The 24,696-nt window shown below is 65.5% G+C and carries 23 protein-coding genes; 11 read left to right on the top strand and 12 right to left on the bottom strand.

Features of this window, described 5'->3' with window-relative positions; translation table 11 throughout:
- Positions 1 to 76: 76 nt before the first annotated feature.
- From ISN75_RS15480 to ISN75_RS15500, 5 genes are all read left to right on the top strand, one after another.
- On the top strand, positions 77 to 943 hold the full coding sequence (locus ISN75_RS15480) for a class I fructose-bisphosphate aldolase (RefSeq protein WP_243867977.1): 867 nt from the start codon (positions 77 to 79) through the stop codon (positions 941 to 943).
- Between the two features lie 115 nt (positions 944 to 1,058).
- Entirely contained in the window at positions 1,059 to 2,261 is a 1,203-nt protein-coding gene (locus ISN75_RS15485) for an amidohydrolase family protein (RefSeq protein WP_343818493.1), read from the top strand.
- Positions 2,258 to 3,064 carry a transcriptional repressor AgaR gene (agaR, locus tag ISN75_RS15490; protein ID WP_167254004.1) on the top strand — a complete coding sequence of 269 codons (807 nt, stop codon included), beginning with the start codon at positions 2,258 to 2,260 and terminating at the stop codon, positions 3,062 to 3,064. Before ISN75_RS15485 ends, agaR begins: the two co-directional genes overlap by 4 nt.
- Positions 3,065 to 3,415: 351 nt before the next feature.
- A complete protein-coding gene (locus ISN75_RS15495; RefSeq protein WP_343818490.1) occupies positions 3,416 to 4,666 on the top strand; it encodes a DUF3472 domain-containing protein in 1,251 nt (416 codons plus the stop codon).
- 67 nt (positions 4,667 to 4,733) lie between these two features.
- Positions 4,734 to 6,026 carry a DUF3472 domain-containing protein gene (locus ISN75_RS15500; protein ID WP_343818489.1) on the top strand — a complete coding sequence of 431 codons (1,293 nt, stop codon included), beginning with the start codon at positions 4,734 to 4,736 and terminating at the stop codon, positions 6,024 to 6,026.
- 94 nt (positions 6,027 to 6,120) lie between these two features.
- Here ISN75_RS15500 and ISN75_RS15505 read toward each other — a convergent pair whose 3' ends face one another.
- Entirely contained in the window at positions 6,121 to 6,726 is a 606-nt protein-coding gene (locus tag ISN75_RS15505; protein ID WP_343818488.1) for a class I SAM-dependent methyltransferase, read from the bottom strand.
- A gap of 141 nt (positions 6,727 to 6,867) precedes the next feature.
- On the opposite strand from ISN75_RS15505, the gene ISN75_RS15510 reads away from it, so the two are divergent.
- The 3 genes from ISN75_RS15510 to ISN75_RS15520 all read left to right on the top strand — a co-directional run bounded on the left by ISN75_RS15510 (position 6,868) and on the right by ISN75_RS15520 (position 10,099).
- Complete coding sequence (locus ISN75_RS15510) at positions 6,868 to 7,155, top strand: hypothetical protein (protein ID WP_167253996.1); 288 nt, start codon at positions 6,868 to 6,870, stop codon at positions 7,153 to 7,155.
- 158 nt (positions 7,156 to 7,313) lie between these two features.
- Positions 7,314 to 8,876 (top strand): DUF1800 domain-containing protein, encoded by a 1,563-nt coding sequence (locus ISN75_RS15515; RefSeq protein ID WP_343818486.1) that lies wholly within the window; start codon positions 7,314 to 7,316, stop codon positions 8,874 to 8,876.
- A 23-nt stretch (positions 8,877 to 8,899) separates the two neighbouring features.
- A complete protein-coding gene (locus ISN75_RS15520) occupies positions 8,900 to 10,099 on the top strand; it encodes a DUF1501 domain-containing protein (RefSeq protein WP_168646951.1) in 1,200 nt (399 codons plus the stop codon).
- A gap of 112 nt (positions 10,100 to 10,211) precedes the next feature.
- Here the strand turns inward: ISN75_RS15520 and ISN75_RS15525 are convergent, their stop codons facing one another.
- The 5 genes from ISN75_RS15525 to ISN75_RS15545 form a co-directional block, all read right to left on the bottom strand.
- Positions 10,212 to 10,343: a DUF1090 family protein gene (locus ISN75_RS15525; RefSeq protein ID WP_343818485.1), complete on the bottom strand. Its 132-nt coding sequence runs from the start codon at positions 10,341 to 10,343 to the stop codon at positions 10,212 to 10,214.
- A gap of 96 nt (positions 10,344 to 10,439) precedes the next feature.
- The gene (locus ISN75_RS15530; protein WP_167253988.1) at positions 10,440 to 10,883 is read right to left on the bottom strand and encodes a DUF1579 family protein; all 444 of its coding nucleotides are present in this window, start codon (positions 10,881 to 10,883) and stop codon (positions 10,440 to 10,442) included.
- A gap of 24 nt (positions 10,884 to 10,907) precedes the next feature.
- Positions 10,908 to 12,242: a hypothetical protein gene (locus tag ISN75_RS15535; RefSeq protein ID WP_343818482.1), complete on the bottom strand. Its 1,335-nt coding sequence runs from the start codon at positions 12,240 to 12,242 to the stop codon at positions 10,908 to 10,910.
- 28 nt (positions 12,243 to 12,270) lie between these two features.
- Positions 12,271 to 13,176 carry a sensor domain-containing protein gene (locus tag ISN75_RS15540; RefSeq protein WP_343818480.1) on the bottom strand — a complete coding sequence of 302 codons (906 nt, stop codon included), beginning with the start codon at positions 13,174 to 13,176 and terminating at the stop codon, positions 12,271 to 12,273.
- Positions 13,173 to 13,538: a PadR family transcriptional regulator gene (locus ISN75_RS15545; protein ID WP_026636043.1), complete on the bottom strand. Its 366-nt coding sequence runs from the start codon at positions 13,536 to 13,538 to the stop codon at positions 13,173 to 13,175. Before ISN75_RS15545 ends, ISN75_RS15540 begins: the two co-directional genes overlap by 4 nt.
- Before the next feature lie 395 nt (positions 13,539 to 13,933).
- On the opposite strand from ISN75_RS15545, the gene ISN75_RS15550 reads away from it, so the two are divergent.
- Positions 13,934 to 15,193, top strand: a complete 1,260-nt coding sequence (locus ISN75_RS15550) for a delta-60 repeat domain-containing protein (protein WP_343818478.1) — start codon at positions 13,934 to 13,936, stop codon at positions 15,191 to 15,193.
- A 404-nt stretch (positions 15,194 to 15,597) separates the two neighbouring features.
- Here the strand turns inward: ISN75_RS15550 and ISN75_RS15555 are convergent, their stop codons facing one another.
- Positions 15,598 to 16,125, bottom strand: a complete 528-nt coding sequence (locus tag ISN75_RS15555) for a YdeI/OmpD-associated family protein (protein ID WP_343818476.1) — start codon at positions 16,123 to 16,125, stop codon at positions 15,598 to 15,600.
- Between the two features lie 449 nt (positions 16,126 to 16,574).
- Here ISN75_RS15555 and ISN75_RS15560 point away from each other — a divergent pair, with 449 nt between their 5' ends.
- Positions 16,575 to 16,946: a carboxypeptidase-like regulatory domain-containing protein gene (locus tag ISN75_RS15560; protein WP_167253971.1), complete on the top strand. Its 372-nt coding sequence runs from the start codon at positions 16,575 to 16,577 to the stop codon at positions 16,944 to 16,946.
- A 68-nt stretch (positions 16,947 to 17,014) separates the two neighbouring features.
- Here ISN75_RS15560 and ISN75_RS15565 read toward each other — a convergent pair whose 3' ends face one another.
- Positions 17,015 to 17,200 carry a CsbD family protein gene (locus ISN75_RS15565; RefSeq protein WP_168646941.1) on the bottom strand — a complete coding sequence of 62 codons (186 nt, stop codon included), beginning with the start codon at positions 17,198 to 17,200 and terminating at the stop codon, positions 17,015 to 17,017.
- A 36-nt stretch (positions 17,201 to 17,236) separates the two neighbouring features.
- A complete protein-coding gene (locus tag ISN75_RS15570) occupies positions 17,237 to 17,428 on the bottom strand; it encodes a hypothetical protein (protein WP_343818473.1) in 192 nt (63 codons plus the stop codon).
- On the opposite strand from ISN75_RS15570, the gene ISN75_RS15575 reads away from it, so the two are divergent.
- Positions 17,427 to 18,410, top strand: a complete 984-nt coding sequence (locus ISN75_RS15575) for a DNA topoisomerase IB (RefSeq protein ID WP_343818471.1) — start codon at positions 17,427 to 17,429, stop codon at positions 18,408 to 18,410. The two genes, ISN75_RS15570 and ISN75_RS15575, sit on opposite strands and share 2 nt — an antisense overlap.
- Before the next feature lie 40 nt (positions 18,411 to 18,450).
- Here the strand turns inward: ISN75_RS15575 and ISN75_RS15580 are convergent, their stop codons facing one another.
- From ISN75_RS15580 to ISN75_RS15590, 3 genes are all read right to left on the bottom strand, one after another.
- On the bottom strand, positions 18,451 to 18,642 hold the full coding sequence (locus ISN75_RS15580) for a hypothetical protein (RefSeq protein ID WP_168646939.1): 192 nt from the start codon (positions 18,640 to 18,642) through the stop codon (positions 18,451 to 18,453).
- 205 nt (positions 18,643 to 18,847) lie between these two features.
- Positions 18,848 to 21,220 carry a GH92 family glycosyl hydrolase gene (locus tag ISN75_RS15585; protein ID WP_343818469.1) on the bottom strand — a complete coding sequence of 791 codons (2,373 nt, stop codon included), beginning with the start codon at positions 21,218 to 21,220 and terminating at the stop codon, positions 18,848 to 18,850.
- A gap of 61 nt (positions 21,221 to 21,281) precedes the next feature.
- Complete coding sequence (locus ISN75_RS15590; protein WP_168646938.1) at positions 21,282 to 24,479, bottom strand: TonB-dependent receptor; 3,198 nt, start codon at positions 24,477 to 24,479, stop codon at positions 21,282 to 21,284.
- Positions 24,480 to 24,696 lie beyond the last annotated feature (217 nt).

The raw sequence follows: 24,696 nt of genomic DNA on the forward strand, positions 1-24,696 counted from the left end.
GATCACGAAACGCAGGGTATTCGAAATGATTCAGAGCACACAAGCCCTTTCGAAAACTTCCGAACGGTTTTCGAAATTGGCGCTTTCACACGGCAAGCGCACCCGCCTGTGGCGCCTGCTGTACGGCCATGGCCCGCGCAACGGCAGCCTGCTGGTGCTGCCGCTGGACCAGGGCCTGGAACACGGCCCGACCGATTTCTTCCCCAATCCGCCCGCGATCGATCCGGACTACCAGTTCCGCCTCGCCGTGGAAGGCAACTTCTCCGCCATCGCGCTGGGCGTAGGCCTGGCCGAGAAGTACATGGGCGAGTACTGCGGGCGCATTCCGCTGATCCTCAAGCTCAACGGCAAGACCAATATCCCCAGCGACGCGGAAGCCACCTCGCCGCTGTTCGCTTCGGTCGAGGATGCGGTGCGCCTGGGCGCCGACGCGGTGGGCTACACCATGTATGTGGGTTCGCCGCGCCAGGCGGACGAGATCCGCCAGTTCGAAAAGGTGCGCCAGGACTGCGAGCGCTACGGCATGCCGCTGGTGATGTGGTCGTATCCGCGCGGCGAGGCGATCGAGGCGAAGGGCGGCAAGAACAGCCTGTTCGCGCAGGACTATGCGGCGCGCGTGGCGATCGAGATGGGCGCGGACATCGTCAAGCTGCACGAGCCCAACGACCACCGCACGAATGCACCGGCGCCGTACGACCAGCTGCAGGAAGATGCCGCCGCGCGTGCCGAACGCGTGGTGCGCTCGGCCGGCCGCACCATGGTGCTGTTCTCCGGCGGCGAGAAGAACGACGACGATGCGGCGGTGCTGCGCAAGGTCGAGTTCTACATGGCTTCCGGCGCGCAGGGCGTGATGTTCGGCCGCAACATGTGGCTGCGCCCGCTGGACCAGGCGGTGGCGCTGGTGCACGAGGTGCACAAGATCATGGCCAGGTACCCGCGCTGATCGTCGGACGCAGGTTGGGGTGAGCCGCAGGCGAACCCCAACAACCCGTGCACCGCCGTCACCACGTTGGGGTTCGCTGCGCTCACCCCAACCTACGCGACCAGAAAACGCTCTCATGCCCAAACCCTGCCTCTGCTGCTCCCCGCCCACCGGCGCCGGCACTGTCCGCATCGACAGCGGCAAGAACCAGCTCGCCACCGCGCCGGACGAGAGCAAGAGCAGCCTGCGCCTGTTCGACTTCAAGCCGCGCAGCATGCTGCACGTGAAGCAGACCCGGGTGGAGCGCCCGCGCTTCCCGGTGATCGACATGCACACCCACCTCACCTGGACCGCCAACGTGCGCAACGGCGTGTCGGTGGGCGAGGAAATCACCGTCTTTGCAACACCGGAAGACCTGCTGCCGGTGATGGATCGCAAGGGCATCCGCACCCTGGTCAACCTCACCGGCGGCACCGGCGCGGGGCTGGAGCAGGCCATCCGCACCTTCGACCAGGCCGCACCCGGCCGCTTCCTCACCTTGACCGAACCCTCGTTCGGCCTGTTCGGCGAAGCCGACTATGCCAACCGCCAGGCCGACGCCATCGTGCATGCCCACCGCGCCGGCGCGCGCGGCCTGAAGCTGCTGAAGACGCTGGGCCTGTACCTGCGCGAGCGCATCGACGAAGGCCCGCTGGTGGCGATCGACGACCGCCGCTTCGACCCGATGTGGGAAACCTGCGCCGCGCTGGGCTTGCCGGTGTTCATGCACGTCTCCGATCCGGAGGCGTTCTTCCTGCCCACCGACGCGGGCAACGAGCGCTACGAGGAATTGGCGAGGCATCCGGACTGGTCGTTCTACGGCCCGGAATTCCCCAGCAATGCCGAACTGATCGCCGCGCGCGACCGCCTGATCGCACGCCACCCGAACACCACCTTCGCGCTGATGCATGTGGGCAACGGCGCGGAAAACCTCGCAGCCGTGGCGGCCTGCCTGGAGCGCTATCCCAATACCCTGGTGGACATCAGCGCGCGCATCGGCGAGCTGGGCCGCCAGCCGCGCACGGCGCGGCGCTTCTTCGAGCGCTTCCAGGACCGCATCCTGTTCGGCACCGATGCGGTGCCCTCGCCCTGGGGCGACGACGTGCCGCAGCAGCTGTTCGGCGACGCGCTGTACGAGATCTACTACCGCTTCCTGGAAACCGACGACGAGTACTTCGACTACGCCCCCGCGGAAACCCCGCCGCAAGGGCGCTGGTCCATCTATGGGCTGGACCTGCCAGACGCTATCCTGCGCAAGGTATACCATGACAACGCCGCACGACTTCTAGGCCTTCCATGACTCCAAACCGAGCCTCCGCCCCGACGCGCCGCCTGCTGGTGGAAGAGCGTCGCCGCCTGATCGTCGAATACGTCGAGAAGCAGGGCCGGGCCACGGTGGAAGAGCTGGCCAGGCAGTTCAGCACCTCGGCCGTCACCATCCGCAACGACCTCGAATCGCTGGCGCGCACGTCGGCCATCGCCCGCTCGCACGGCGGCGCCCTGCCCGCCACCGCGCCCAATGCGCACGACACGCCGCTGAACATCAAGGAGACGCGCCATCACGCGCAGAAGCTGCGCATCGGCCAGGCCGCGGCGCGGCTCATCCAGAATGGCGAAACGGTGATTCTCGATTCCGGCTCCACCACGGTGGAGATCGCGCGGCAGATCCGCCAGCAGAAATTCGAGTCGCTGACCGTGATCACCAATGCGCTGAATATCGCGCTGGAGCTGTCGGGCCTTTCCAATATCCGCGTGATGATGCTGGGCGGCCTGCTGCGCGAGACCTCGTATTCGCTGGTCGGCCCCGACGCGGAACAGGCGCTGGCCAAGCTTTCCGCCGACAAGCTGTTTCTGGGCGTGGACGGACTCGATCCGGTGGTGGGCGTCACCACGCCGGATCCGCTGGAAGCTTCGCTCAATGCGCTGATGATCCGCGTATCGCGCGAAACCATCGCGGTGTTCGACGCGAGCAAGCTGGGGCAGCGCAGCCTCTCGGTGATCACGCCCGTGCAGCAATTGCATCGCGTGATCACCGATAACAGCGCCGAGCCGAAGGCAGTGGAAGCACTGCGTGCGGCGGGCGTGGAAGTGATGCTGGTCTGAATCCTTAGCAGCACACGACGTAGGTTGGGGTGAGCGCAGCGAACCCCAACGATGCGTCGCGCCTGCATGGAGCGTGTTGGGGTTCGCTGCGCTCACCCCAACCTACGGCGCCCCCTCCCCCCTTCATCGCGCTACTGCGATGCGCAGCACTTGCATCGCCGATAACTTTCATTATCCTCCGATTTCCGTCGATTAACTTCCGTTTTGAATCAATAACTTTCATTTTCGCTTAAAACGAAAACGAAACCGGAATAACGGTCGACGCGACGCGAAACCTGCCTGACCCGCAACACCGGACCGCTGGGGACGGTCCGCCTGACGAATCGAAACGTCACTACTTGGGAGGGAGTCATGCGATCGATTGCGTACCAAAGCCTCGCCTTGCTGTTTGCGATGTCCACCGCCGCGCACGCAGCCACCAGTACCGTGCCACTGGGTGGCAATGCCTTCATCACGCAAACCTCGTCCAGCGCGAACGAACTGATCAACGACACCGGCCTGCACAACTGGAATTCCAGCCAGGCGGTGATCAGCGTCTACGTCGACGTGCAGCAGGCCGGCACCTTGTCGCTTGCCCTGGCCGGCGCGCTCAACGGCGCCAGCAGCAGCACGGTGAAAGTCACCGTCGCCGGCCAGTCGCACAACGTGAATCTCAGCAGCACCTCGCCGGGTCCGTTCAGTGCGGGCAACTTCAGCGTGGCGCAGGCGGGCTACGTCAAGGTGGATCTGCAAGGCGTGTCCACCAACGGCGGCTACTACGGCGACATCAGCGGCCTGCAGGTTTCCGGCAGCGCCACCAACGCGGGCGTGACTTACGCCAATGATTCGGCCAACTACTACTGGTCGCGCCGCGGTCCCTCGGTGCACCTGGGCTTCACCGCGCCCGCCAACACCGAATACTTCTACAGCGAGATCAACGTCCCCGCCGGGCAGGACGCGATCGGCTCCTACTTCATGGCCAATGGCTTCAACGTCGGCTACTTCGGCATGCAGGTGAATTCCGCCACCGAACGGCGCGTGCTGTTCTCGGTGTGGGATCCGCCGAGCGGCAGCACCACCCTGGTGCGCAAGGGCGCCAACGTCACCACCAATGGCTTCGGCGGCGAAGGCACCGGCGGCCAGAGCTACCTGGTCTTCAACTGGGTGGCGGGCCATACCTATCGCTTCCTTACCCGCGCGCAACCGGATGGCAACGGCAATACGCAGTACACGTCATGGTTCTCCGACGCCGCCACCCCGGCTACCTGGAACCTGATCGCCACCTGGCAATACCCCGGCACCAGCGCTTATCTCAGCGGGCTGTATTCGTTCCTGGAATGCTTCGATCCGGAACGCGGCTATATCGGACGCCGCGCCACCTACGGCAACGAGTGGGCGAAACCGGCGGGCGGTGCCTGGACTGAGCTCACCTCCGCGTATTACGACGTCGACCCCACCGGCCTCAACAGGCAGCGCCTGGATTTCGCCGGCGGCCTCAGCGGCGCCAACGCGTTCTATCTGCGCAACGACGGCTTCTTTACGCCATCCGTCGCTTCCGGCCAGACCTTCGTGCGCAGCGCGAACGGCACCGCGCCGGACATCGATCTCAACGCCCTGCCCTGAGGCAGCCGCGCCGCTTTATCCCGCGCCGGCCGCGGGACGCATCACCGTCATCCACTGGGAGGGAATCATGCGATCGATCATGTACCGCAGCCTCGTCGCGCTGCTTTCCATGTCCGGCGCCGCCATGGCGCAGGACGCAACCAACACTGTGCCGCTCGGCGGCAACGCCTACGTCACTCATCCCGCGCCCACCGCCGACGAGACCATCGCCGACGACGGCCTGCACAACTGGGATTCCAACAAGGCCGTGGTCAGCGTGTTCTTCGACGTGCAGCAGGCCGGCGAACTGAAACTCGCCCTGGTCGGTTCGCTCGGCGGTGCCAGCCACAGCACGGTGAAGGTGTCGGTGAACGGCCAGTCGCGCCTGGCCAACCTCAGCAGCGCCGCGGCCGGTCCGTTCGACGCCGGCAGCTTTACCGTGGCGCAGCCTGGCTATGTGCGCGTGGATCTGCAGGGCGTGTCCACCGACGGCAGCTACTACGGCGATATCAGCGGCCTGCAGGTCTCCGGCAGCGCCGCCGCGGCTGGCCTGACCTACGCCAACGATCCGGACAATTTCTACTGGTCGCGCCGCGGCCCCTCGGTGCACCTGGGCTTCAAGGCGCCGGCGAATACCGAATACTTCTACAGCGAGATCACCGTGCCGGTGGGCGAGGATCCGGTCGGCTCGTACTACATGGCCAACGGCTTCAACGTCGGCTACTTCGGCATCCAGGTGAACTCGCCCACCGAACGCCGCGTGCTGTTCTCGGTATGGGACCCGCCGAGCGGCGGCAGCACTACCCTGGTGCGCAAAGGTCCCGGCGTCACCACCAATGGCTTCGGCGGCGAAGGCACCGGCGGCCAGAGCTACCTGGTCTACCCATGGGAAGCGGGCCATACCTATCGCTTCATCACTCGCGCGCAGCTCGACGATGCGGGCAATACGCTGTTCAGTTCGTGGTTCGCCGATGCGGCCTCGCGCGGACAGTGCAATGCGCACAGCTCGCACGGCAATTGCAGTTGGCATCTGATCGCCACCTGGAAATATCCCGGCGTGGCGACGTATCTGAAGGGCCTGTATTCGTTCCTGGAATCGTTCGATCCGGACCACGGCTTTATCGGCCGCCGCGCCACCTACGGCAACGAGTGGGCCAAGCCCGCAGGTGGAGCGTGGACCGAGCTGACCTCGGCCTACTACGACGTCGACCCCACCGGCCTGAACAAGCAGCGCCTGGATTTCGCCGGCGGCCTGAAAGATGGCAACGCGTTCTATCTGCGCAACGACGGCTTCTTTACGCCGTCCGTCGCATCGGGTCAGACCTTCGTGCGCACGGCCAATGGCACGCCGCCGGACGTCGACCTCGACAACCTGCCTTGATTGCCGCATAGCGATCCTGGCTCCCTCCGCCCGGGAGGGAGCCAGCATTTCAGGCGGAAAGCCCGCCCGCAGTCGAACTCGCGCCAGGCCCGGCTCAGGCCAGCTGCGCCCGCTCCAGCGCCGCGATGCGCCGTTCCAGCCGCGGCCCCAGATAGCAATGCGAGCCGCATGGCAGCAGCCCCGCCTCGCGGAAGTTGCGCAGATACCAGGACGGCGCGCGGGAGGCGAAGCCGTCGTGGTCGCCGGCCACGTCGTCCTTGCTGGTATAGGCCTCCAGAAAGGCCACGCCCTCCAGCATGTCGACGATGCCGCCCAGACCCGCACGGATTTCCGCCGGCTTGAGGTAATGCAGCACGTCGGTGCAGACGATCAGGTCGAAGCGCTCGTCGAAGCGCAGCTCCGCCAGCTGCCCGAACCGCGCCCAGCCGATATTGCGGCTGCGCCCGTAGCGCGCCACCACATATTCGCTGGCATCCAGACCGCGATAGGCAATGCCCGGCCGCAGTGCGCGCAGCGGCGCGCGCCACGGCGCCTCGCCGCAACCCACGTCCAGCACGTTGCTGATCGGCCGGCCCAGGTAGTACTCGGCTACCGCCACCACCATCGCCACCTTGCGCCGCAGCTCCGTGGGCGAGGCCACCGAATGGCGCGGGTTGCGGTACCACTTGTCGAAATAGGCGCGGTCGTAGGTCTTGGGCATGGGCGATGCGTCGGTTGGCACTGCGCTTATTGCAGCATGAAAAGCCGCGTCGCCACTACTGATCCTTACCGCTTGCATCACCCGTTGCATACAGGCCCCGCGCCAGCATGTCGGCGCATCCGCAGCACCCGGTACTCCGCCATGCCCATGATCCGAATGCGCGTCTCCGGCAACCGCGACAAGATCGATACGCTGATCGGCGCGATCCGCGGCATCGACGGCATCGAACACGTCGAGGACGTGGACGAAGAATCCATGGACGAGATGCGCGACGATTCCAGTTCCAGCGACCTGGTCGACGACAACCAGGCCGACGTGGTGCGCGTGGAGATCGAAGCGCCGCAGAAGAAAGCCGAGCTGGTGCGCAACGTCGCCCTGCTGGCCACGCGCGAGCTGGATATCGCGGTGGAGTTCGTCGACGAGTTCTGAAAGCGCCCGGCCACCGCAAGTTCATGCGGCGGCCCGGGTGGTGAATGCCGGCCGAATGCGGCCCGGTCCACGGATGGCCCGTGTCGACGCATGGCAAGGTGACGCGTTGTCAGTTCCCGCAACCCTCGCCGACGTCAACCGCCAGGAAGCCAAGACGCATGCGCCGCTCCGCTCCATTCCGCCCACAGGCATTACGCCGACACCTTTCCACCCTGCTGCTCGCCTGCGCCGCGACGCTCGCGCTTGCCGCGCCGCCCGCTTCCGCACGCGGCCGCGACGCGCTCGGCGCCGACGACGTGGCTTGGCTGCGCCGCGACGGCTTCGGCCTGGACAGCGCCAGCGTGGCGCGCTATCGCGAGCTCGGCCGCGACCGCTATCTCGATGCGCAACTGGACGACAAGCTCGGCGACGAGCTGCCGCCGGCGATCGACCAGCTGATCCGCGGCTACGAGGTGGTGAGCACACCGCCCGATCAATTGATCGCCTCGTACCAGGCCGAGCAGGAACGCATCAAGGACATGCCCGACGGCGATGCCAAGGTGGAGGCGCGCAAGGCCCTGCAGCAGCGTGGCAACGGCCTGCTGCAGGAGGCCCAGCAAGCCGCCCTGCTGCGCGCCGTCTATGGATCCAACCAGCTCAAGGAACAGATGGTGTGGTTCTGGCTGAACCACTTCAGCATCTACGGGGCCAAGGGGCGCGTGCGCTGGGTGGCCGCGCGCTTCGCCGAGGAAAGCATCCGCCCGCATGCGCTGGGCAAGTTCAAGGACCTGGTGATGGCCACGCTGAAAAGCCCGGCCATGCTCGAATACCTGGACAACGCGCAGAACGCCAAGGGCCACGTCAACGAGAACTACGCGCGCGAGCTGATGGAACTGCACACGCTGGGCGTGGGTTCCGGCTACACGCAGCAGGACGTGCAGCAGCTGGCCCTGGTGCTCACCGGCGTAGGCATCGCGCCACCGGCCGACAAGCAGCGCATCAATCCGAAGATGGCCTCGCTCTACGTGCGCGATGGCCTGTTCGAGTTCAACCCGATGCGCCACGACTTCGATGACAAGCAACTGCTCGGCCAGCGCATCAAGGGCAGCGGCTTCGACGAAGTGGAAAAGGCAGTGGACCTGATCACCCGCCAGCCCGCCTGCGCGAAATTCATCGCCACCAAGCTGGCCCGCTATTTCGTCGCCGACGAGCCGCCGCCGGGCCTGGTCGACAAGATGGCGCGCACCTTCCAGCGCAGCGACGGCGATATCGCCAAGGTGCTGCGCACCATGCTGGAGGCCAAGGAATTCACCGCCGACAGCGGCAAGAAGTTCAAGGACCCGATGCAGTTCGTGGTCTCCTCGGTGCGCCTGGCCTACGACGGCCGCCCGGTGGTGAATGCGCGTCCGCTGCTGAACTGGCTCAACCAGCTGGGCGAGCCGATCTATGGCCGCCTCACGCCGGACGGCTGGCCGCTGGACGCCGCCGGCTGGGCCAGTTCAGGCCAGATGGCCAAGCGCTTCGAGATCGCGCGCGCCATCGGCACCGGCAACAACCGCCTGTTCGTGCCCGAGGGCAGCAACGGCGTGGCGCCCGGCTTTCCGATGCTGACCACGCGGCTGTACTACGACGCGATCGATCCGCATCTTTCGGTGGCCACGCGCGATGCGCTGGGCAAGGCCGCCTCGCAGCAGGAGTGGAACACTTTCCTGCTGTCGTCGCCTGACTTCAATTACCGTTGATCGATTATCGCTGAGGGATCGCCATGAACCGCCGCCAGTTCCTGCTTGCCGCCGCGGCTGCCGCCGCCTCGCCGATGTTCGGCTACTCCGGCCGCCTGTTCGCGGCGCCGGCCAGCACGCCGCGCCTGCTGCTGGTGTTCCTGCGCGGCGGCTACGATTGCAACAACCTGCTGGTGCCCTGCGGCAGCGACTTCTATTACGAATCGCGCCCCACCATCGCCATCGCGCGCCCCGATGCGGCCAATGCCAACAGCGCGATCGCGCTGGACGGCCAGTGGGGCCTCAACCCGGTGCTGCGCGATTCGCTCTATCCGCTGTGGCAGCGCAAGCAGCTGGCCTTCGTGCCGTTCGCCGGCACCGACGATATGTCGCGCAGCCATTTCGAGACGCAGGACAATATCGAATCCGGCGAACCCACCGGCCAGCGCAGCGACTATCGCTCCGGCTTCCTCGCGCGGCTTTCCGGCTCGCTGTCGAACGTGCCTTCGATCGCCTTCACCGATGCGCTGCCGCTGAGCTTCCAGGGCGGCGGCAAGGACATCCCGAATATCTCGCTGCGCGGCGTGGCCAAGCCGGCCTTCGACGAACGCCAGTCGGCCATCCTGGCCGAGATGTACAAGGGCACCACGCTCGCCGCCGCCGCCACCGACGGGCTGGAGCTGCGCCAGAAGGTCTCCAGGGACCTGCAGGACGAGATGATGAAGGCCAACCGCGGCGCCACCACCGCGAAGAACTTCGCCGCCGAAACGCAGCGCATCGCCACCATGATGCGCGACCAGTACCGCGTGGGCTTTGTCGACGTCGGCGGCTGGGATACGCACGTCAACCAGGGCGGCGCCAACGGTGCCCTGGCCAACAACCTCACCAATCTCGGCCAGGGTCTGGCCGCCTATGCCGACGCGCTAGGCGACGAGTGGAACAACACCGTGGTGGTGGTGGTTTCGGAGTTCGGCCGCACCTTCCGCGAGAACGGCAACAAGGGCACCGACCACGGCCACGGTACGGTGTACTGGGTGCTCGGTGGCCGCGTGCGCGGCGGCCGTATCGCCGGCGAACAGGTGGCCGTGAACGCGCAGAACCTGCTGCAGAATCGGGACTATCCGGTGCTGAACAACTACCGCGACGTGCTCGGCGGCCTGTTCGCGCGCACCTGGGGCTTGTCGCCAAGCCAGTTGCAGGCGGTGTTCCCAGGCGCGAAGCCGCGCGACCTGCAACTGGTCTAGAACAGCGCCACCTTATCCGTAGGTTGGGGTGAGCCGAAGGCGAACCCCAACATCGGCGCGTCCATGCGCATCGCACTGTTGGGGTTCGCCTTCGGCTCACCCCAACCTACGGTTATCGATCGCGCGCCTCGCGCAGCTCCTGTTGCGCTTCTTCCAGGCGGCGCTGTTTCTTGGCGATCTTGTCGGACTTGCCGGTGGCCTGCGCCTCGCCCAGGCGGAGGCGATCGCCGGGGTTGGCAGCCATGCATGGAGAAAACGCATGGGCGCGCTATGGCCCGGTGTGCTTCCTAAAGTTCGGAGCCAAGATCCCGAATGAGGTCGCTGGCGAGAGCTCGCCGGATCAGGCGATGCGGCGATACGTGCCGCTCATCACCGCTTCCCACTGCACGCCGCCGTCGAACGAACTCTCCAGCGCGAGCGTGTAGCTGCCGTCGTCCTTCGGCGTGTACACATGGCGCGTCTGCCCGCGCGGCGAGCTGCGCAGGAACACCAGGCGCTTGCCGTCCCAATGGCCCGGCGCCGGCGCGGACGGCACGAAGCCGTAGCTGTCGAACCAGAACAGTTCGAAGCGATCGTGTTCGGGACCCGCGGCAATCACCGCGTGCGCTTGCAGTGCCGGCTTGCCGTCGCGCTGCTCGCGATAATCGATCACCAGCGACTTGCCGCCCAGCTCGATACGCGCATCCACTTCCGCCGTGGCGGGGCCGCCCTGGCCCCAGCGCGTGGTGGCGATCTGTTCCTCGCCGCTCCAGCGGCCGATCAGAAATCCCAGCGTGTCCTGCATCTAAGAACCTCGTGCGCGGTGCGCTCAGTGCGCGCCCTGGTTGGCAGGCGACACCAGCAGGTCGCCCGGTCGTTCGCCGGCATCCATCCGCCAGCCGTCGTTGAGTTTCAGCGTCCAGCCCGGGCCCGCGATGGTGCCCGTGCGTGCGGCCTGCTTGCCCGGCACGGCCACGTAGAGATGCTTCCAGTCCGGCGCCAGCAACGCGCCCGCGCTCACTTCGATGGCGCCCCAGTCCGACAGCACCTTGATGGTGGGATAGACCGTACCCGCCTCGCCCAGCGGCACCAGGGTGCTGGGATTGAACATCACCTTCGGCTCGTGCAGCGGCAGCACCAGGCGCGGGCCGTCGACCAGCAGCGCCTTGTAGCGCGCGATGTCCTGCTGGTGGCGCTGCTCGCGCGCCTGTTCCGCGGCGAGCAGCGCGGGGCCGTCGTAGGCGATGGCGTGGCGTTGCACCTCGGCGTCGGTGGCGTTGGCGTTCTTGATGCCCAGTGCACCGGCAAGCAGATCGGAGAGTCCAGTGTCCGGCGTTCTGATGCGTTGCCGCCACGCCGGCAGATAGCGATCCAGCAGCAGGCCATAGCCCGGCCCCGTGGCATAGGCGAACGAGCGCACGAAGCTGGGCGCCGACACGTGCGAAACCAGGTCGTCCGCGGTCAGCGCGGTGCGCTCTGCGGGCGACACCGCGCCGATCGCGATGCCGGTGTATTCGGCCAGGCCTTCGTTGCGTTCCAGCGAGCGCTCGCTCTGCGCGGCGTCGGGAAATTGCCGGTAGCGCGCCGCGCGGAACAGCAGCGCATCCGCGGCGTGGCTGCGCCGTGCCTTGTCGTCGGCGGCCGCCACGGCCTTGGCCAGGGCACGCCACTCCAGTTGCATGAGGTAGCGGCCCTGCAAGGTGTCGAGCTGATCGTTGCCCAGCTCATGCGGCGGATCGAGGCCCACCTGCGACTGGATGCGATGGAAGGACTCGTGCGCCATCAGCACGCGCCGCTGGCCCGCATCCGCCGGCAGCGGCCAGCCCATCTGCGCCCAGCGCACGCCGGCCCAGTCCAGCGAGCTGTTGGCGAAGGAGACGTCGTCCGGCAGGTGGCCGGTGAACACGCCCTGCTCGGCTTTCAGCAAACCTTGCGCGTCCGCCTGGTTGGCGATCACGCGGCGGGTGGGCGGATCGACCAGCATGATCGGGCCGCACAGGCTGGCACCCCATAGCTTGCCGCCGTCCTTCTGGCATTGCTGCGTCGCCTCGGCGAACCAGGCTTTCGCCTGTGCGGGCTCGAAAGGCGGCGCATCCGCCGCCACTGCTGCGAAGTTCGACGACAGGCACAGCGCGAAGATCAGGCACGAACGCGTACGAAGCATGAGGCCTCCGGCGACGGACTGGCAGGGATCAGTTGACGCTGCGCGACACCAGCAGGCTCTTGGCGATCAGCCCATGCATCCGGCCGAGGCCGCGCACCAGGTGCAGCGTGGCGAACAATAGCAGCACGCCGACGGCCAGCAGCACCAGTGCATCGCCGAACGTAGGAACGTGCGCGCCATAGCCCCAGTTGATGGTGGCCAGTTCGTGGTCGAAGTCACCGAAGGTCCAGGCCAGCGGCGCCCCGATAAATGCGATCGACACCGACAGCAGGGTCACGGTGATGGTGAAGTAGACGATGCCCAGCGGCAGCATCAGCACCATGTACAGCATGGTGGTCCAGGTGCGCGCGTCGGTGAACATGGCGCCGATGCGGCTCATCAGCGAACGGCCGGCCACCGGAAATGGCGGACGCCGCGGCATGCGCACGCCCAGCATCGTCTCCACGATGCGCCCTTCCATCAGCGACAGCCCGCGCACCGTGCCGAAGAACAGCACGATAAAGGGAATGCCGACGATCAGCACCGCCAGGCCCGCCGACATCGAGATGCCGGTGATCACCCAGGTGAAATAGATGATGCCGGTGGCCAGCGCCAGCAGCATGTAGAACAGCGAGCCCCAGGTGCGCGCATCGGCGGCGACGCCGAAGAAGCGCCCGAACAGCGAATGGCGCTTCGGCGGCGGCGGCGGACGCAGCGCGCGCTGGATCTTGATCTCCTGGTCGCGGTAGATGTCGGCCACTTCCTCGGGCGAACCGTAGCTGCCCACCACCTTGGCCAGCATGTCTTCCTGCGATATGCCCGGATGCTCCTGCAGCTCGGCGCGCAGGTGTTCCTCGGCGTCGTAGAGCGCGTCCTGGATCAGCGCCGGATCGGCACCGGCCAGCGCGGCGCGCAGCTGCTCCAGGTATTGCGCGATGGTGCGCGGCGTGTTCATGTCACCCCTCCTTGCAAGACGGTATCGACGGAATCGCGGGTAGCGCTCCACGCCGCCACCCACTCGCGCAGCGCTTCGCGGCCCAGCTTCGTAATGCGGTAATAGCGGCGCGGCGGCCCGCTGACCGAAGGCTCGACTTCGCTTTCCAGCAAGCCGTAGGCCTCCAGGTTGCGCAGCACCGGATAAAGCGCGCTCTGCTTCCCCGCCAGCACGCCCTCGCCCACTTCCTCCAGCCGCTTGGCGATCTGGTAGCCGTACATCGGCTGCCGCGACTGACCCAGTACCGCCAGCAGCACCAGGGACACGGTGCCTGCCGACAGCTCCTTCTGGAATTTCTTCAACAGGCCGGCGACGTCTTCCACCTGGCTCACCCTCTGGGCTACTTAGCCTTGAGTGAAGCATAGTGTGAAGTTATGGATAGTCCATGCGCTGGAAGTCATGGGGTGGCGCTGGGAATGGACTCCCGGGCATGCCCATCCATGTGCCGGTTGCACGAATAAAAACCCCGATCGGCGCAGTCCGTGAGACAGCGAAATTGGATGATTACCGGGTCGCAACGACCGCTTGCGGACCCGCCTCGGGCCAGGGTTTCCGGCCGATCAGCCGATCGCCGTCAGGCCAGCGCAGGGGGGATCCATCAAGATCCGATTTCACTTCAGGGAGGGCAGCGCTGCTGGCAGGGGGCCACGCAGCTGGCGAAGGTGATTTGCATTGAGCCTCAAATAGATTTGACGTTATTCAACAGGGAGAAGCATCAGTGATCAGCACCACCATGAAGGTATCGCTCGGCATCGCCATCAGTGCCGTCAGCGCCGTTGCAACGTTCGCCCAGGCCGCATCGCTGGACCCGGCGTTCGGTTCGGCCGGCATCACCTCCACCGCCTTTGGCGCCTACGGTTCCGCTGCCCGGACGGTCATCCAGCCGGACGGCCGCATCGTCACCGCCGGCCAGGACGTCGGCGGCGACTTCGCGCTGGCGCGCTATACGGCCAGCGGTGCGCTGGATACAAGCTTCAACGGCACCGGCAAGGTCACCACCACGCCGTCCGGCAGCTGCTCGGGACAGGCGCGCGCACTCGCCCTGCAGACCGACGGCAAGATCGTCGTCGCAGGCACCTCGTGCCCGAACTTCAGCTCCATCCGCAACTTCACCGTCTATCGCTACAACACCGATGGTTCGCTGGACACGACGTTCGGCAGCTCGGGCAAGGCGACCGTCAGTTTCTATGCGGGCGCCTCGGAAGCCTTCGCCGTTGCCGTGCAGGGCGGCTCGATCTGGGTGGCGGGCTATGCGGGCTCCAGCTTTGCGCTGGCGCGCCTTACCAGCAGCGGCAGCCTGGATTACAGCTTCGGCAGCGGCACCGGCATGGTCACCTCGGCGCTCGGCACCAGCTCGGCCTACGCCAACGGCCTGGCCATCCAGGCCGACGGCAAGCCGGTACTGGCCGGCTATGCGTCCAGCGGCGGCACCGTCTTCGCGTTGACGCGCTACACCACCACGGGCGCGCTGGACACCACGTTCGGTACCGGCGGCAAGGTCCTGACCAATGTGGGCGGCACCTTCAGCGGCAACGCCGCCATCGCCACGTCGCTGGCGATCCAGGGCGACGGCAAGATCGTCGCCGCCGGTTATGCGAACAGCAGCAGCGGCGGCTACTACCGCTTTGCCGCGGTCCGCTACACGACCGCCGGCGCGCTGGACAGCGGCTTCGGTGCCAGCACGGGCAAGGTGCTTACCGCGATCGGCAGCGGCGATGCGATCGGCAGCGACGTGGCCATCGATGCCGGCGGCGGCATCATCGTCGGTGGCTACTCCAGTGCAGGCAGCTATCGCCAGCTGACCTTGAATCGCTACGACCAGCTCGGCAACCAGGACTACAGCTTCGGTCCGGTGACCACCGCCGTCGGCAGCGCGAATGCCGCGATCCAGGGGCTCGCCATCCAGAGCGACGGCAAGATCGTCGTCTCGGGTTACGGCAACTCGCCGACGACGTTCGTTGTAGCGCGCTATCAGTAATCTGCTGTATCGCCAGCCTCAAGGGCTGCATCAGGAAAGCCCCCTCCCGCTCGCTGCGGGAGGGGGCGACATGCGTCTACTTTGGAATGAAGGTGGCACAGGGTGGATGCAACGGCAGCTACGAGGAAGGCTTGGGCTTCTGCCGTGGAGAATTCTGCGGCTCATGCGGCGTCTGGGCATCGGGCATGCTGCTGCCCTTGCGATTCGGCACCGGCTGAGGCTCGGGATAGCCGGAGGTCCCCGCAGGTCGACGCGGTTTATGCTTCTGCTCTTTGCTCTCGCTCATGATGCGCGGCTCCCAGGGCGGTAGCGCCAACATGGCCCGCTGACGATCAAGGTTGCGTCATGCGGTCGTCAATGCAGGCAGGCATGGCCTTTCGACGCCACCGGTCCGGGGCAATGATTCAGCTTACTTGGCCGCCGCTCCACGAACGCGCCATGAAACGCGACTGGCCACCCGACAGCACATACATCGCGCGCTCGAGATGCCGCGCCTTGGCCTCGGCTGATTTCACTTGCTGGAAATAGCGCAGGATTTCCTTCTGCAGGCTTGGAATCAAAGCCTCCCAGGCCTGCCGCGCGACCGGATTGCTTTCCAGCGCCGCACTGAACTCCGGGGGCATGGGATGGACCGGTCCGCTGCGATAGCCATCGTCGAACGCGAGCTCCACGTCGACGGCATCGCCCACCTGGCTGGCTGCCGCCTTGCGCACCTCGGCATGCAGGTACAAGTAAAACGAGCCGTCGCCCAGCGGCATCATATTGATACGCCACCACGCCTCCGGCACGCCGTTCACCCGGACCCGCACCGGCATCGGCCTGCGCCAGCCCTGCTTCAGCCGTTGCGCATCGCGCGCACTCACCAGCACGTAAGGATTGATGTTGTTGATCCCGATCGTGGCGCGGAAACGCAGGATGTCCGTACTGTCCATCGCATCAGGCTCCGGTACGTCATGCGGCGGTCAAAGAAGCGCCATCGGCGCATCGCGATTTTCCGGCCGGCGTGGCGGTTGTCAAACGAGTCCGCGGCCAGCGGCCGGGACGATGCCTGCATGCTGTAGTCCGGCTTCCCCCAGAGCGCCTTCCGGTTTTCCTTGATCCTCCGGCATGACACCAGCCGGCCCGCGCCGAAAAAATCCATTACGACTTTCACATGTCTCGCCCGAGTCGCCTTGGGTAACTTAGGCACGCCTTCGCCATGGGTCATTGGAGAAAATGATCCGGGCGATCGGGCGCGAAGAAGTCGCAAGAAAAAACGCTTCCGCTAAAAGATAATGACCTCGGCAGTCCCCACTGCCTCGCTTCAACTGACATCGATCGCAAACCGGCTGCTGCGCAAGCGGTCGACCGGTTTGCCGTGCCCCCATCTCCGAGAACCCACATGAAGACCAGCCAGAAAACCGCACGCCGCCATGCGTTCCAGCTCATGACGGCGATTGCCGTGAGCGCGTTCGGCATCGTCGCCGTCAACGCCGCCTACGCGCAGTCGACCAGCTCCAGCATTCTCGGCAAGAGCCCCACGGACGCCTCGGTCACCGTGCACAGCGACAAGGGCATCACCCGCCACGGCTCGCCCAACAGCAAGGGCCGCTACAACCTCTCCGCGCTGCCGCCGGGCACCTACGAGGTGTCGCTGGAGCGCGATGGCAAGACGCTCGCCACGGTGGGTGGCATTCCGCTTTTCGCAGGCCGCGCCTCCCAGGTGGATTTCACCTGCGAGAACGACCAGTGCACCGGGGTGTTCAATCACTGATCGCCCAGGCCCGGTGCCATGCCGTCGCGGCATGGCACCAGGGCCATTGTCGAACGACGCGGCGCGGATCAATGGCGCTCGTCTTCGTCCCGCTGGCGATCGCGTTCCTTGCCGACCTCCTTCTGGATCTTGCCGGCATTCTTTTCGACATTGCCGGCTACCTGCTTGGCCGGATTGTCGGTGATCTTGCCTACGCCTTCTTTGATGGCGCCTTTGACTTCGTGCTTGGTGCCTTCGATGCGATTCTTGTCCATGACATCCTCCAGTTCGCCGCATTACGGCAGGCGTTTTTATAGGAAGAACGCGGTGGCACGGCCGTGAAATCCAGGCATAGCGTTTAAGCATTCGCCTTCACTTTCATCTGGCTCAAGCGGCGCTTTCACATCGCGGATGAAAACCTGAAAACCTCCGGCGAGGAAATCGGGAATGGCGCGACGAAAACCTGCTGCTGCCGCATCGGACGCCGCGGCGGTGCGGCTCATGTATGTCAGCGACGATCAGGCAGGCTTGCGGCGATATCGCCGCGGCAAGGGTTTCGTCTATCTGGATGCACGAGGCCGCCGCGTGACGCGGGAAGATGTGCTGGCACGCATCCGAGCGCTGGCAATACCGCCGGCCTATCGCGACGTATGGATCTGCCCGCATCCGCGCGGCCACCTTCAGGCCACCGGCCGCGATGCCAAGGGACGCAAGCAGTATCGCTACCATCCGCGCTGGCGCGGCATCCGCGACGGCAGGAAGTTCGAGCACATCAGGGATTTCGGCGCGGCGCTGCCGCGTATCCGGCGCAGGGTCCGCGCCGACCTGGCGCTGCCGGGATGGCCGAGGGAAAAAGTGCTCGCCCTGGTGGTGCGCCTGCTGGACACCACGCAGATCCGCATCGGCAACGAACCGTATGCCAGCGAGAACGGCAGCTATGGCCTGACCACCCTGCGCTCCTATCACGTGCATCCGCGGCGCGGCCGACTACGCTTGAGCTTCAAAGCCAAGAGCGGACGCCGCAGCGAGATCGAGCTCGACGACCCGCGCCTGGTCCGGCTGCTGTCGCGCATCCAGCAACTGCCCGGGCAGCGCCTGTTCCAATACCTGGACGACGACGGCAAACGGCAGGCCGTGGACTCGGGCATGGTCAACGATTATCTGCGCGAAATCGGCGGCGGCGATTTCACCGCGAAGGATTTCCGCACCTGGTCCGGCACGGTATATGCCATCGGCCTGCTGGCGCGCACGCCGGTGCCGCCTGACAAACCCAAGCGCGCCAGGCAGCAGGCGGTCAACGAAATAGTCAAGCAAGTGGCCGGTGTGCTGTGCAATACACCGAGCGTCTGCCGCGCTTCATACATCCATCCGCGCGCTTTTACGGGCTGGGAAGACGGCAGTCTGTCGCGCATGGTGCCGCCGGAAAAGAGTCGTCACCCGCGGCGGCTGGAATCGGCGGTACTGCGTTACCTCAAGAAACGGTAAGCGCCGCCGCGCGGGCGGCCCGAAGGCCGCCCTGAAAAGATCAACGGTTCTTGTGGCTCTGCTCGCCAGCCTTCACGTGCTGCTCGTGGCTGCCGCCACGCTGGCCGCTGGAGCCTGCCTGCTTGTTGCTGCTGTCGCTATCGTTCTTGTGGCTCTGCTGGCCTGCTTTGACGTGCTGCTCGTGCGAGGCGTGATCACCACCGCGATTACCGGGGTTGTTGGTATTGGGCATGTTGAAGTCCTCGTGCGCACATGGCGAATGGGTGCGGACCGGCGTGCGCGTTTACGGCCGCGGGGACATTCTTGGACGTCGAGGCAGAACGCCGCGTCTGCGACAAATGAAGGCGCCCCATATCAAAGTGAAGGGGCACATGCACGAAGCCTCAGTCTCAGCTTGGCGTTGCCTCCCTGGAATTCGAATAACCAGTAATCCGGCTTCAGTGCGCGGCGGTCATCGACGCCGGTGCATCGCCCGGATCCGCACCCCACGCCTTGTTCGGCTCCGGCCCCATCTGGAGTTCCAGCGTCGCGCCGCCAGCGATGTCGGCATGGCTGAACCATGGTTTGTTCCATGGCTTGCCATTGAGCGTCGCGGACTGGATATAAATATTCTTCGCCGAGTTATTGCGCGCGACGATCTCGAACGATTTGCCATTGCCCATGCGCAAACGCACCCGGTCGAAAATCGGGCTGCCGATAATGTAATCGGGAGTCGCCGGATCGACCGGATAGAAACCCATCGCGCTCAGCACATACCAGGACGAGGTCGAACCCTGGTCGTCCATGCCCGGATAGCCATAACCACTGGCATCGCTGCCGTAGAGATCTTCGAGAACACGGCGCACCAGCGCCTGCGTCTTCCACGGCTGCCCGCTCCACGCATAGAGATAGGCGGCCTGCTGATCCGGCTGGTTGCCTTGCACGTATTGCCCGATCAGGCCGGTGCAATCGCGGCAGATACCCTTGGGCCGATAAGGCGTGGAGAAGAATGCGTCCAGCTTGGCATTGAATCCATCGCGTCCGCCGAGCAGTTCGATCAGGCCCTGCACGTCATGCGGCACCAGCCACAGCGTGGACCAACCCGACGCCTCCTTCATCATGAAGTTGTAGTACGGCTCGCCCGGATCGAATGGCGAAATCCACTGGCCGTCCTCGGTACGTCCACGAACAAAACCCACCGAAGGATCGAATACGTTGCGATAGCTCGCGGCGCGGCGCATGAACATCTGCGCGTCTTCCGCCTTGCCCAGGCGCCTGGCGACATCGGCCAGCGCATGGTCGTCCCAGGCGTATTCCAGCGTGGTCGCGGCGCCAGCCTTGCCGCCGGCATAAGGCGGGCTGGGATTTCCCGGCGGAACGATATCGGAGATCCAGCCGTTCTTGATGTACTCGGCCAGATAACCGCGTGGCCCGTTCGGGTCGGTGGCGTTCTTGCGCAGATACGCATAGGCGGAGGCGTAATCGAACGGAATGCCGCGCTGCCACGCGCCGTCGTAAAGAAAGACCGCATGGTCGCCATGGAAGGAGGTGTTCATGTAGCCCCGCTCGCGCGCCATATCCAGCTCGGAACGCATGATGTCCTGCACCACCTTCGGTTCCAGCAGCATCAGCAGCACGATCTGGTTGCGGCCCGTATCCCAGAATGGCACGGGGCCGTAGCGGTCGTAGCCGGCGACCTGCACCTGGCCCTTGCTGTCGATGAAGCGCTCGCCCTTGCGCGCCACCAGGCGCGGACTGGCAAACGAGTGGTACAGCGTCGAATAGAACAGCATGCGCTGCTTCGGCGTGCCTCCGGTGACTTCGACGCGCTCGAACAGCTGCGCCCAGGCTGCACGGGCGCGCGCATGGATCCCGTCGAAATCCCACGCAGGATCTTCGGCACGCAGCCGCTGCTCGGCTTCCTCGGCGCTGTGGCCATGCGCGATCTTTACCAGTACCTGCTCGCCGGCCTGGGTATCGAACGTGACGTAGGCGCCGGCATAGCTGCCGGAAATCTTGCGCCGGCTGGCCTCCACATCCTGCCCACCGATACCGTAACCCTCGTGCTCGCGGTTTGCATGGAAGCTGCCGAACGCCGCGAACGGCCGCGAGAACTCCGCCACGAACCAGGCGCCATTGGGGTCGCGCGACGCGCGGCCATCCGTGCTGACGCCGCGGATCGTACGGTCGCCAACCACTTCCACCTCGCCGCCAGCGCGGCGCAGATTGATCACCACGTTGGACCGGCGGCTCGCCGGGAAGGTGAAGCGCATCAGCGTGGTCCGCTGCGTCGCCGTCAGCTCCGCCCTGGTGTGGAAGCTGGCCAGATCCACCGCGTAGTAACCGGGCGACGCTCGCTCGCTGGCCTTGTCGTAATACGCCGGCGTGTAATCCGGCGGCACCGTCCAGTCGCCCACCACCGGCATGACCATCGGCGTGCCGCGCCCGCCATAGGTCGAACCGCCGCCGCCGGTGAAGCCGATCATCGTAGGGCGTCCATAGCCGTACGAAGTGGCCACGCCGGTCGGGTAACTGAGATCGACATTGATATTGACCGGCGCCGCTTCGGTCGAGCTTTGCGGCAGACTCGCGCCGGGCGGGGTCATGCCGGAATACAGCGGCTCGCCCGGAGGCGGCGCATTGCCGATCAGTTCCTGCCGGTCCAGCGGGGCGGTGCCGACCAGGGGATTGGCGATGTCCACCGGCGCCGTGGCGGGAGCCGCATGCATGGAGTCCTGCGCCGGTGCGGCCATCGCTGAAGTCACCACGGCGAGCGCCGACAGCGCGGCCGCGACGGCACGATGGGGAAGGCGTGCCATGGAGGTATTCATGCGGTTTTCCTTCTGGAAAAGAACAGGGGCCGGGTGATGCACCCGGCCCCGTCGTTCCTGCTTACCGGTTGCTGTCTCCACCGAACTTGTAGGTCACGCCCAGGTAGTACTGCCGGCCCGGATACATCAACTGGACCAGGCGCGCGCGCGTGTCGCCACCGAGGTAGGTGTGCGGCGTGGCCTTGTTGAAGTTGATGATCGACGCGGTGACCATCAAGTGCTTGTTGATCTCGTAGTCGCCGTTCAGATCGATCTGGTGATACGGCTGTGCATAGATCGGCAAGCCCGCGGCCAGGCCCTGCATGGTGCGGCCCGTCCAGTTCTCGCTGGCGCGCAGCAGCAGGCCGTGCTTTTCGTAGAACAGCGAGATATTCGCCGCGTACTTCGCGCTGCCGATCAGCTCCGCCTTGCCCACCTGCGTGTCGCCCAGCGTCACCGCGGTTTCGTTGGTCTTGTTGAGCGTGTAGTTGGCGATATAGCCGAAGCCCGAGTCCCAGGTGTGCTGCGCGTAAAGCTCGATGCCCTTCGACGTGCCGGAGCGGCCGTTGGCATTGGTGCTGTACTGGCGGAAGTTGGTCTGGGTACCGCCTACGTTCACGTCGATGTTGTTGACGGTGACCGGGACGACGAAGTTCTTCACCTTCTTCTGGAACAGGTCGATGCCGACCACGCCGTGGGGGGCGTAGTACCACTCGCCGGCGAGATCGAACTGGGTGGCGGTGAAGGGTTTCAGCTCGGCGTTGGCGCCGGAGCCGTACCAGCCCGGCAGCGGCGCGCCGAACTGCTTGCGGTCGTTGTAGTAGTCCTGCGTGTTGTTGGTGAGCTGGCCGAGCTGGGCCAGGTCGGTGTAGTTGGCGCGTGCCAGCGCCTGCGAGCCGGCGGCGCGCAGGACGAACTGGTCGGCGATGGTCCAGGCGACGTTGAAGCTCGGCAGGAGCTTGTTGTAGCGCTTGTTGGTGGTCGAGTTGGTGAAGTTCTCCACCACCGCCACTTCGCGCGGCAGGTACTGGAAGTCGCCCGGCGCGCACTTGCCGCCGCCCGCGTTGATGCCCGAGGCCGGGCAGATCAGAATGTTGCCGCCGGCATCGTGGTAGTACACCGCGTTGTTGGTGGTGACTTGGTTGGCGACCGTGAGGTCCTGCTTGGTGGAGACGAAGCGCAGGCCGACGTTGCCGCGGATGGTGCCCGTGTCGAAGTTCGCCTGCACGTAGGCGGCGGCGATCTTCTCGCCGATCGACGACTTGTTCTGCGGCTTGTTGTAGATCACCCGGTCGTAGGTCGAATTGAGATGGTTGTAGTACGCCGGGAAATTGATCGCCGGGAAGATGCTGTCCTCGTAGGCATGGTTCGCGCCGTTGAGGTAATTGGGCAGGAGGAAGCTCGCCGGCAGCTGGCCCGCGGTCGGATCGCAGGTCTGGAACTGCGAGGTGGTGCCTTTGCAGTACCAGCGCACCTCGTTGCTCTGCTGTTCGGCATTGGCATCGCTGTACTTGGCGCCGAACTGCAGCGACTGCAGCCACGACGACTCGAACGCCCAGGTGAAGTCCGCCTGCGCGAAGTTCTGCGAGGTGCGGGTATTGACCATGTTGGAGCCGGTCGAACCGAGGTCGACCTGGCCCGCGCCGGCCAGCATGTTCTGCAGTACCGACTGGTCGGCGACGATGCCCGGCTTGCCGCTGAAGGTCCAGGCCGCGCCGGTGCTGCCGTCCACCCACTGGCCGTTCACGAAATTGCGCGGCTTGGCCGCCATGCCCAGTTCGATGGAGGGGCCGCCCTTGGCCCAGGTCCGGCCGACGTTGAACGAGCCGCTGAGGCTGCCGCCGTTATCCCATTCGCCTTCCAGGTTGAGAGTCTGCGAGGTGGCCTTCTCGACGGAGTAATTGCCGTTGAGCCACGGGATTTCCGTCGAGCACACGTCCACCGCCTGGCGGGCGGCGCCGGTGACCGGATTCACCGCGGCATTGCATCCGACGCCCGCCGGCGGCAACACGTAGTTCGCCCCCGTGACGATCGTGCCGGACTTGTCGAAGGTCAGGCCGTTGGGCGCGAGCAGGCGGCCGTTCTGGTCGGCGTAGTTGCTGTTGTTGGGCAGGCCCCACTCGGGAATTTCCAGGGTGTTGGTGATCTGGGTCTGCTGGCGCTGGAAGCGGAAGTAGTTGCCGGTCAGCAGGAAGTGGTCGCTCGGCTTGAACTGCATCGTGGCCTGGGCGCCCTTGGTCTTCAGGGTCAGGTCGTTGCGGCTGGTGGCGAACTGCTGCGGCATCCAGAAGCCGTTGGAGACGTGCCCGGCCTGGTCGACGACGCCATTGCCCCACAGGTCGATGTTGTTGTTGACCGCGGACGGATACGGCCTGCCGTTGACGTTCACCGGCGGCTGGGTGCAGGTGGTGTGGTCCGTGCAGTTGTCCGACCACCAGTGCCAGCTGGTGGCATCGGCTTCGTAGGTGGTCGCCTGGCGCTTCTGGTAGGAGCCCGCGACGAGGACGCCGAAGGTTTCGTCCTTGTTCTTCCACGACCACAGTGCGGAGACCTGCGGTTCCGTCTTCGAGCTGGTGTCGGAGCTGGCGGCGGTGCCGGAGATGAAGCCTTCGTTCGCCGCCATCTCCAGCGGACGGCGCGTGCGCAGGTCGACGTTGCCGCCGATGCCGCCTTCGTCCAGGCGCGCTTCAAGGCTCTTGTAGAGCTTGATGTCCGCGAACATGTTGGCCGGGAACAAGGTGTAGTTGAACGAACGCGAGAGGCCCGCCGAGGTGTCGGCCGATGCCACATAGTTGCCGTTCAACTGGGTCAGCGTCAGCTCGGGCGCGAGGCCGCGGATGCTGACGGTCTTGCCTTCGCCCGACTCGCGGCTGATCACCACGCCGGGTACGTGCGCCAGGGCATCGGCGATGTTCTTGGCCGGGAACTGAGCGATGTTCTGCGCATTGATCACTTCGACGATGGAATTGGAATCGCGCTTGTCCTGCATGTTCTGGTCGACCGACTGGCGGAAGCTGGTGACCACGACCGTCTGCAAGGTGGTGGGGTTGCGGTTGTCCCCATTCTTGTCCTTGCCGGTTTTCTTCTCGTCGGTACTGCTGGATTGCGCGCCGTCGGCGGCCTGTTGCGGTTGCGCCGCCGGTGTGGCGGCAGGCGTCGCGGCAGCTGCGGCCGGCTGTGTGGCGAAGGCTGCCGTGGGTGCGTTGCCCATGGCTAAAGTGGCTAAAGCGAGTGCGATGTACAGCGGTTTGCGAGTGAACACATGCGACTGGTAAGTCATTGCTCTCCCCTACATGGTGCGCGCCGTTTTGCATCGGCGCTGATATCCCCCGTTCGATCACGTGCTGCGGATGCGCGTTTGCCCTCCTCTGTCATTGGATCGATTGAAACTAACGGCGCCGGAAAAGCGTCAGTTCTGTCGTCTCCGCGGCATGAACCGAATCACGCTTTATTTGGATCGATCTAAATCCCCGGGCGCCAATTAAGGCGCTGAACGG

Origin of the sequence: Dyella marensis, assembly GCF_049532885.1 — a bacterium.
GTDB lineage: Bacteria > Pseudomonadota > Gammaproteobacteria > Xanthomonadales > Rhodanobacteraceae > Dyella_D > Dyella_D marensis.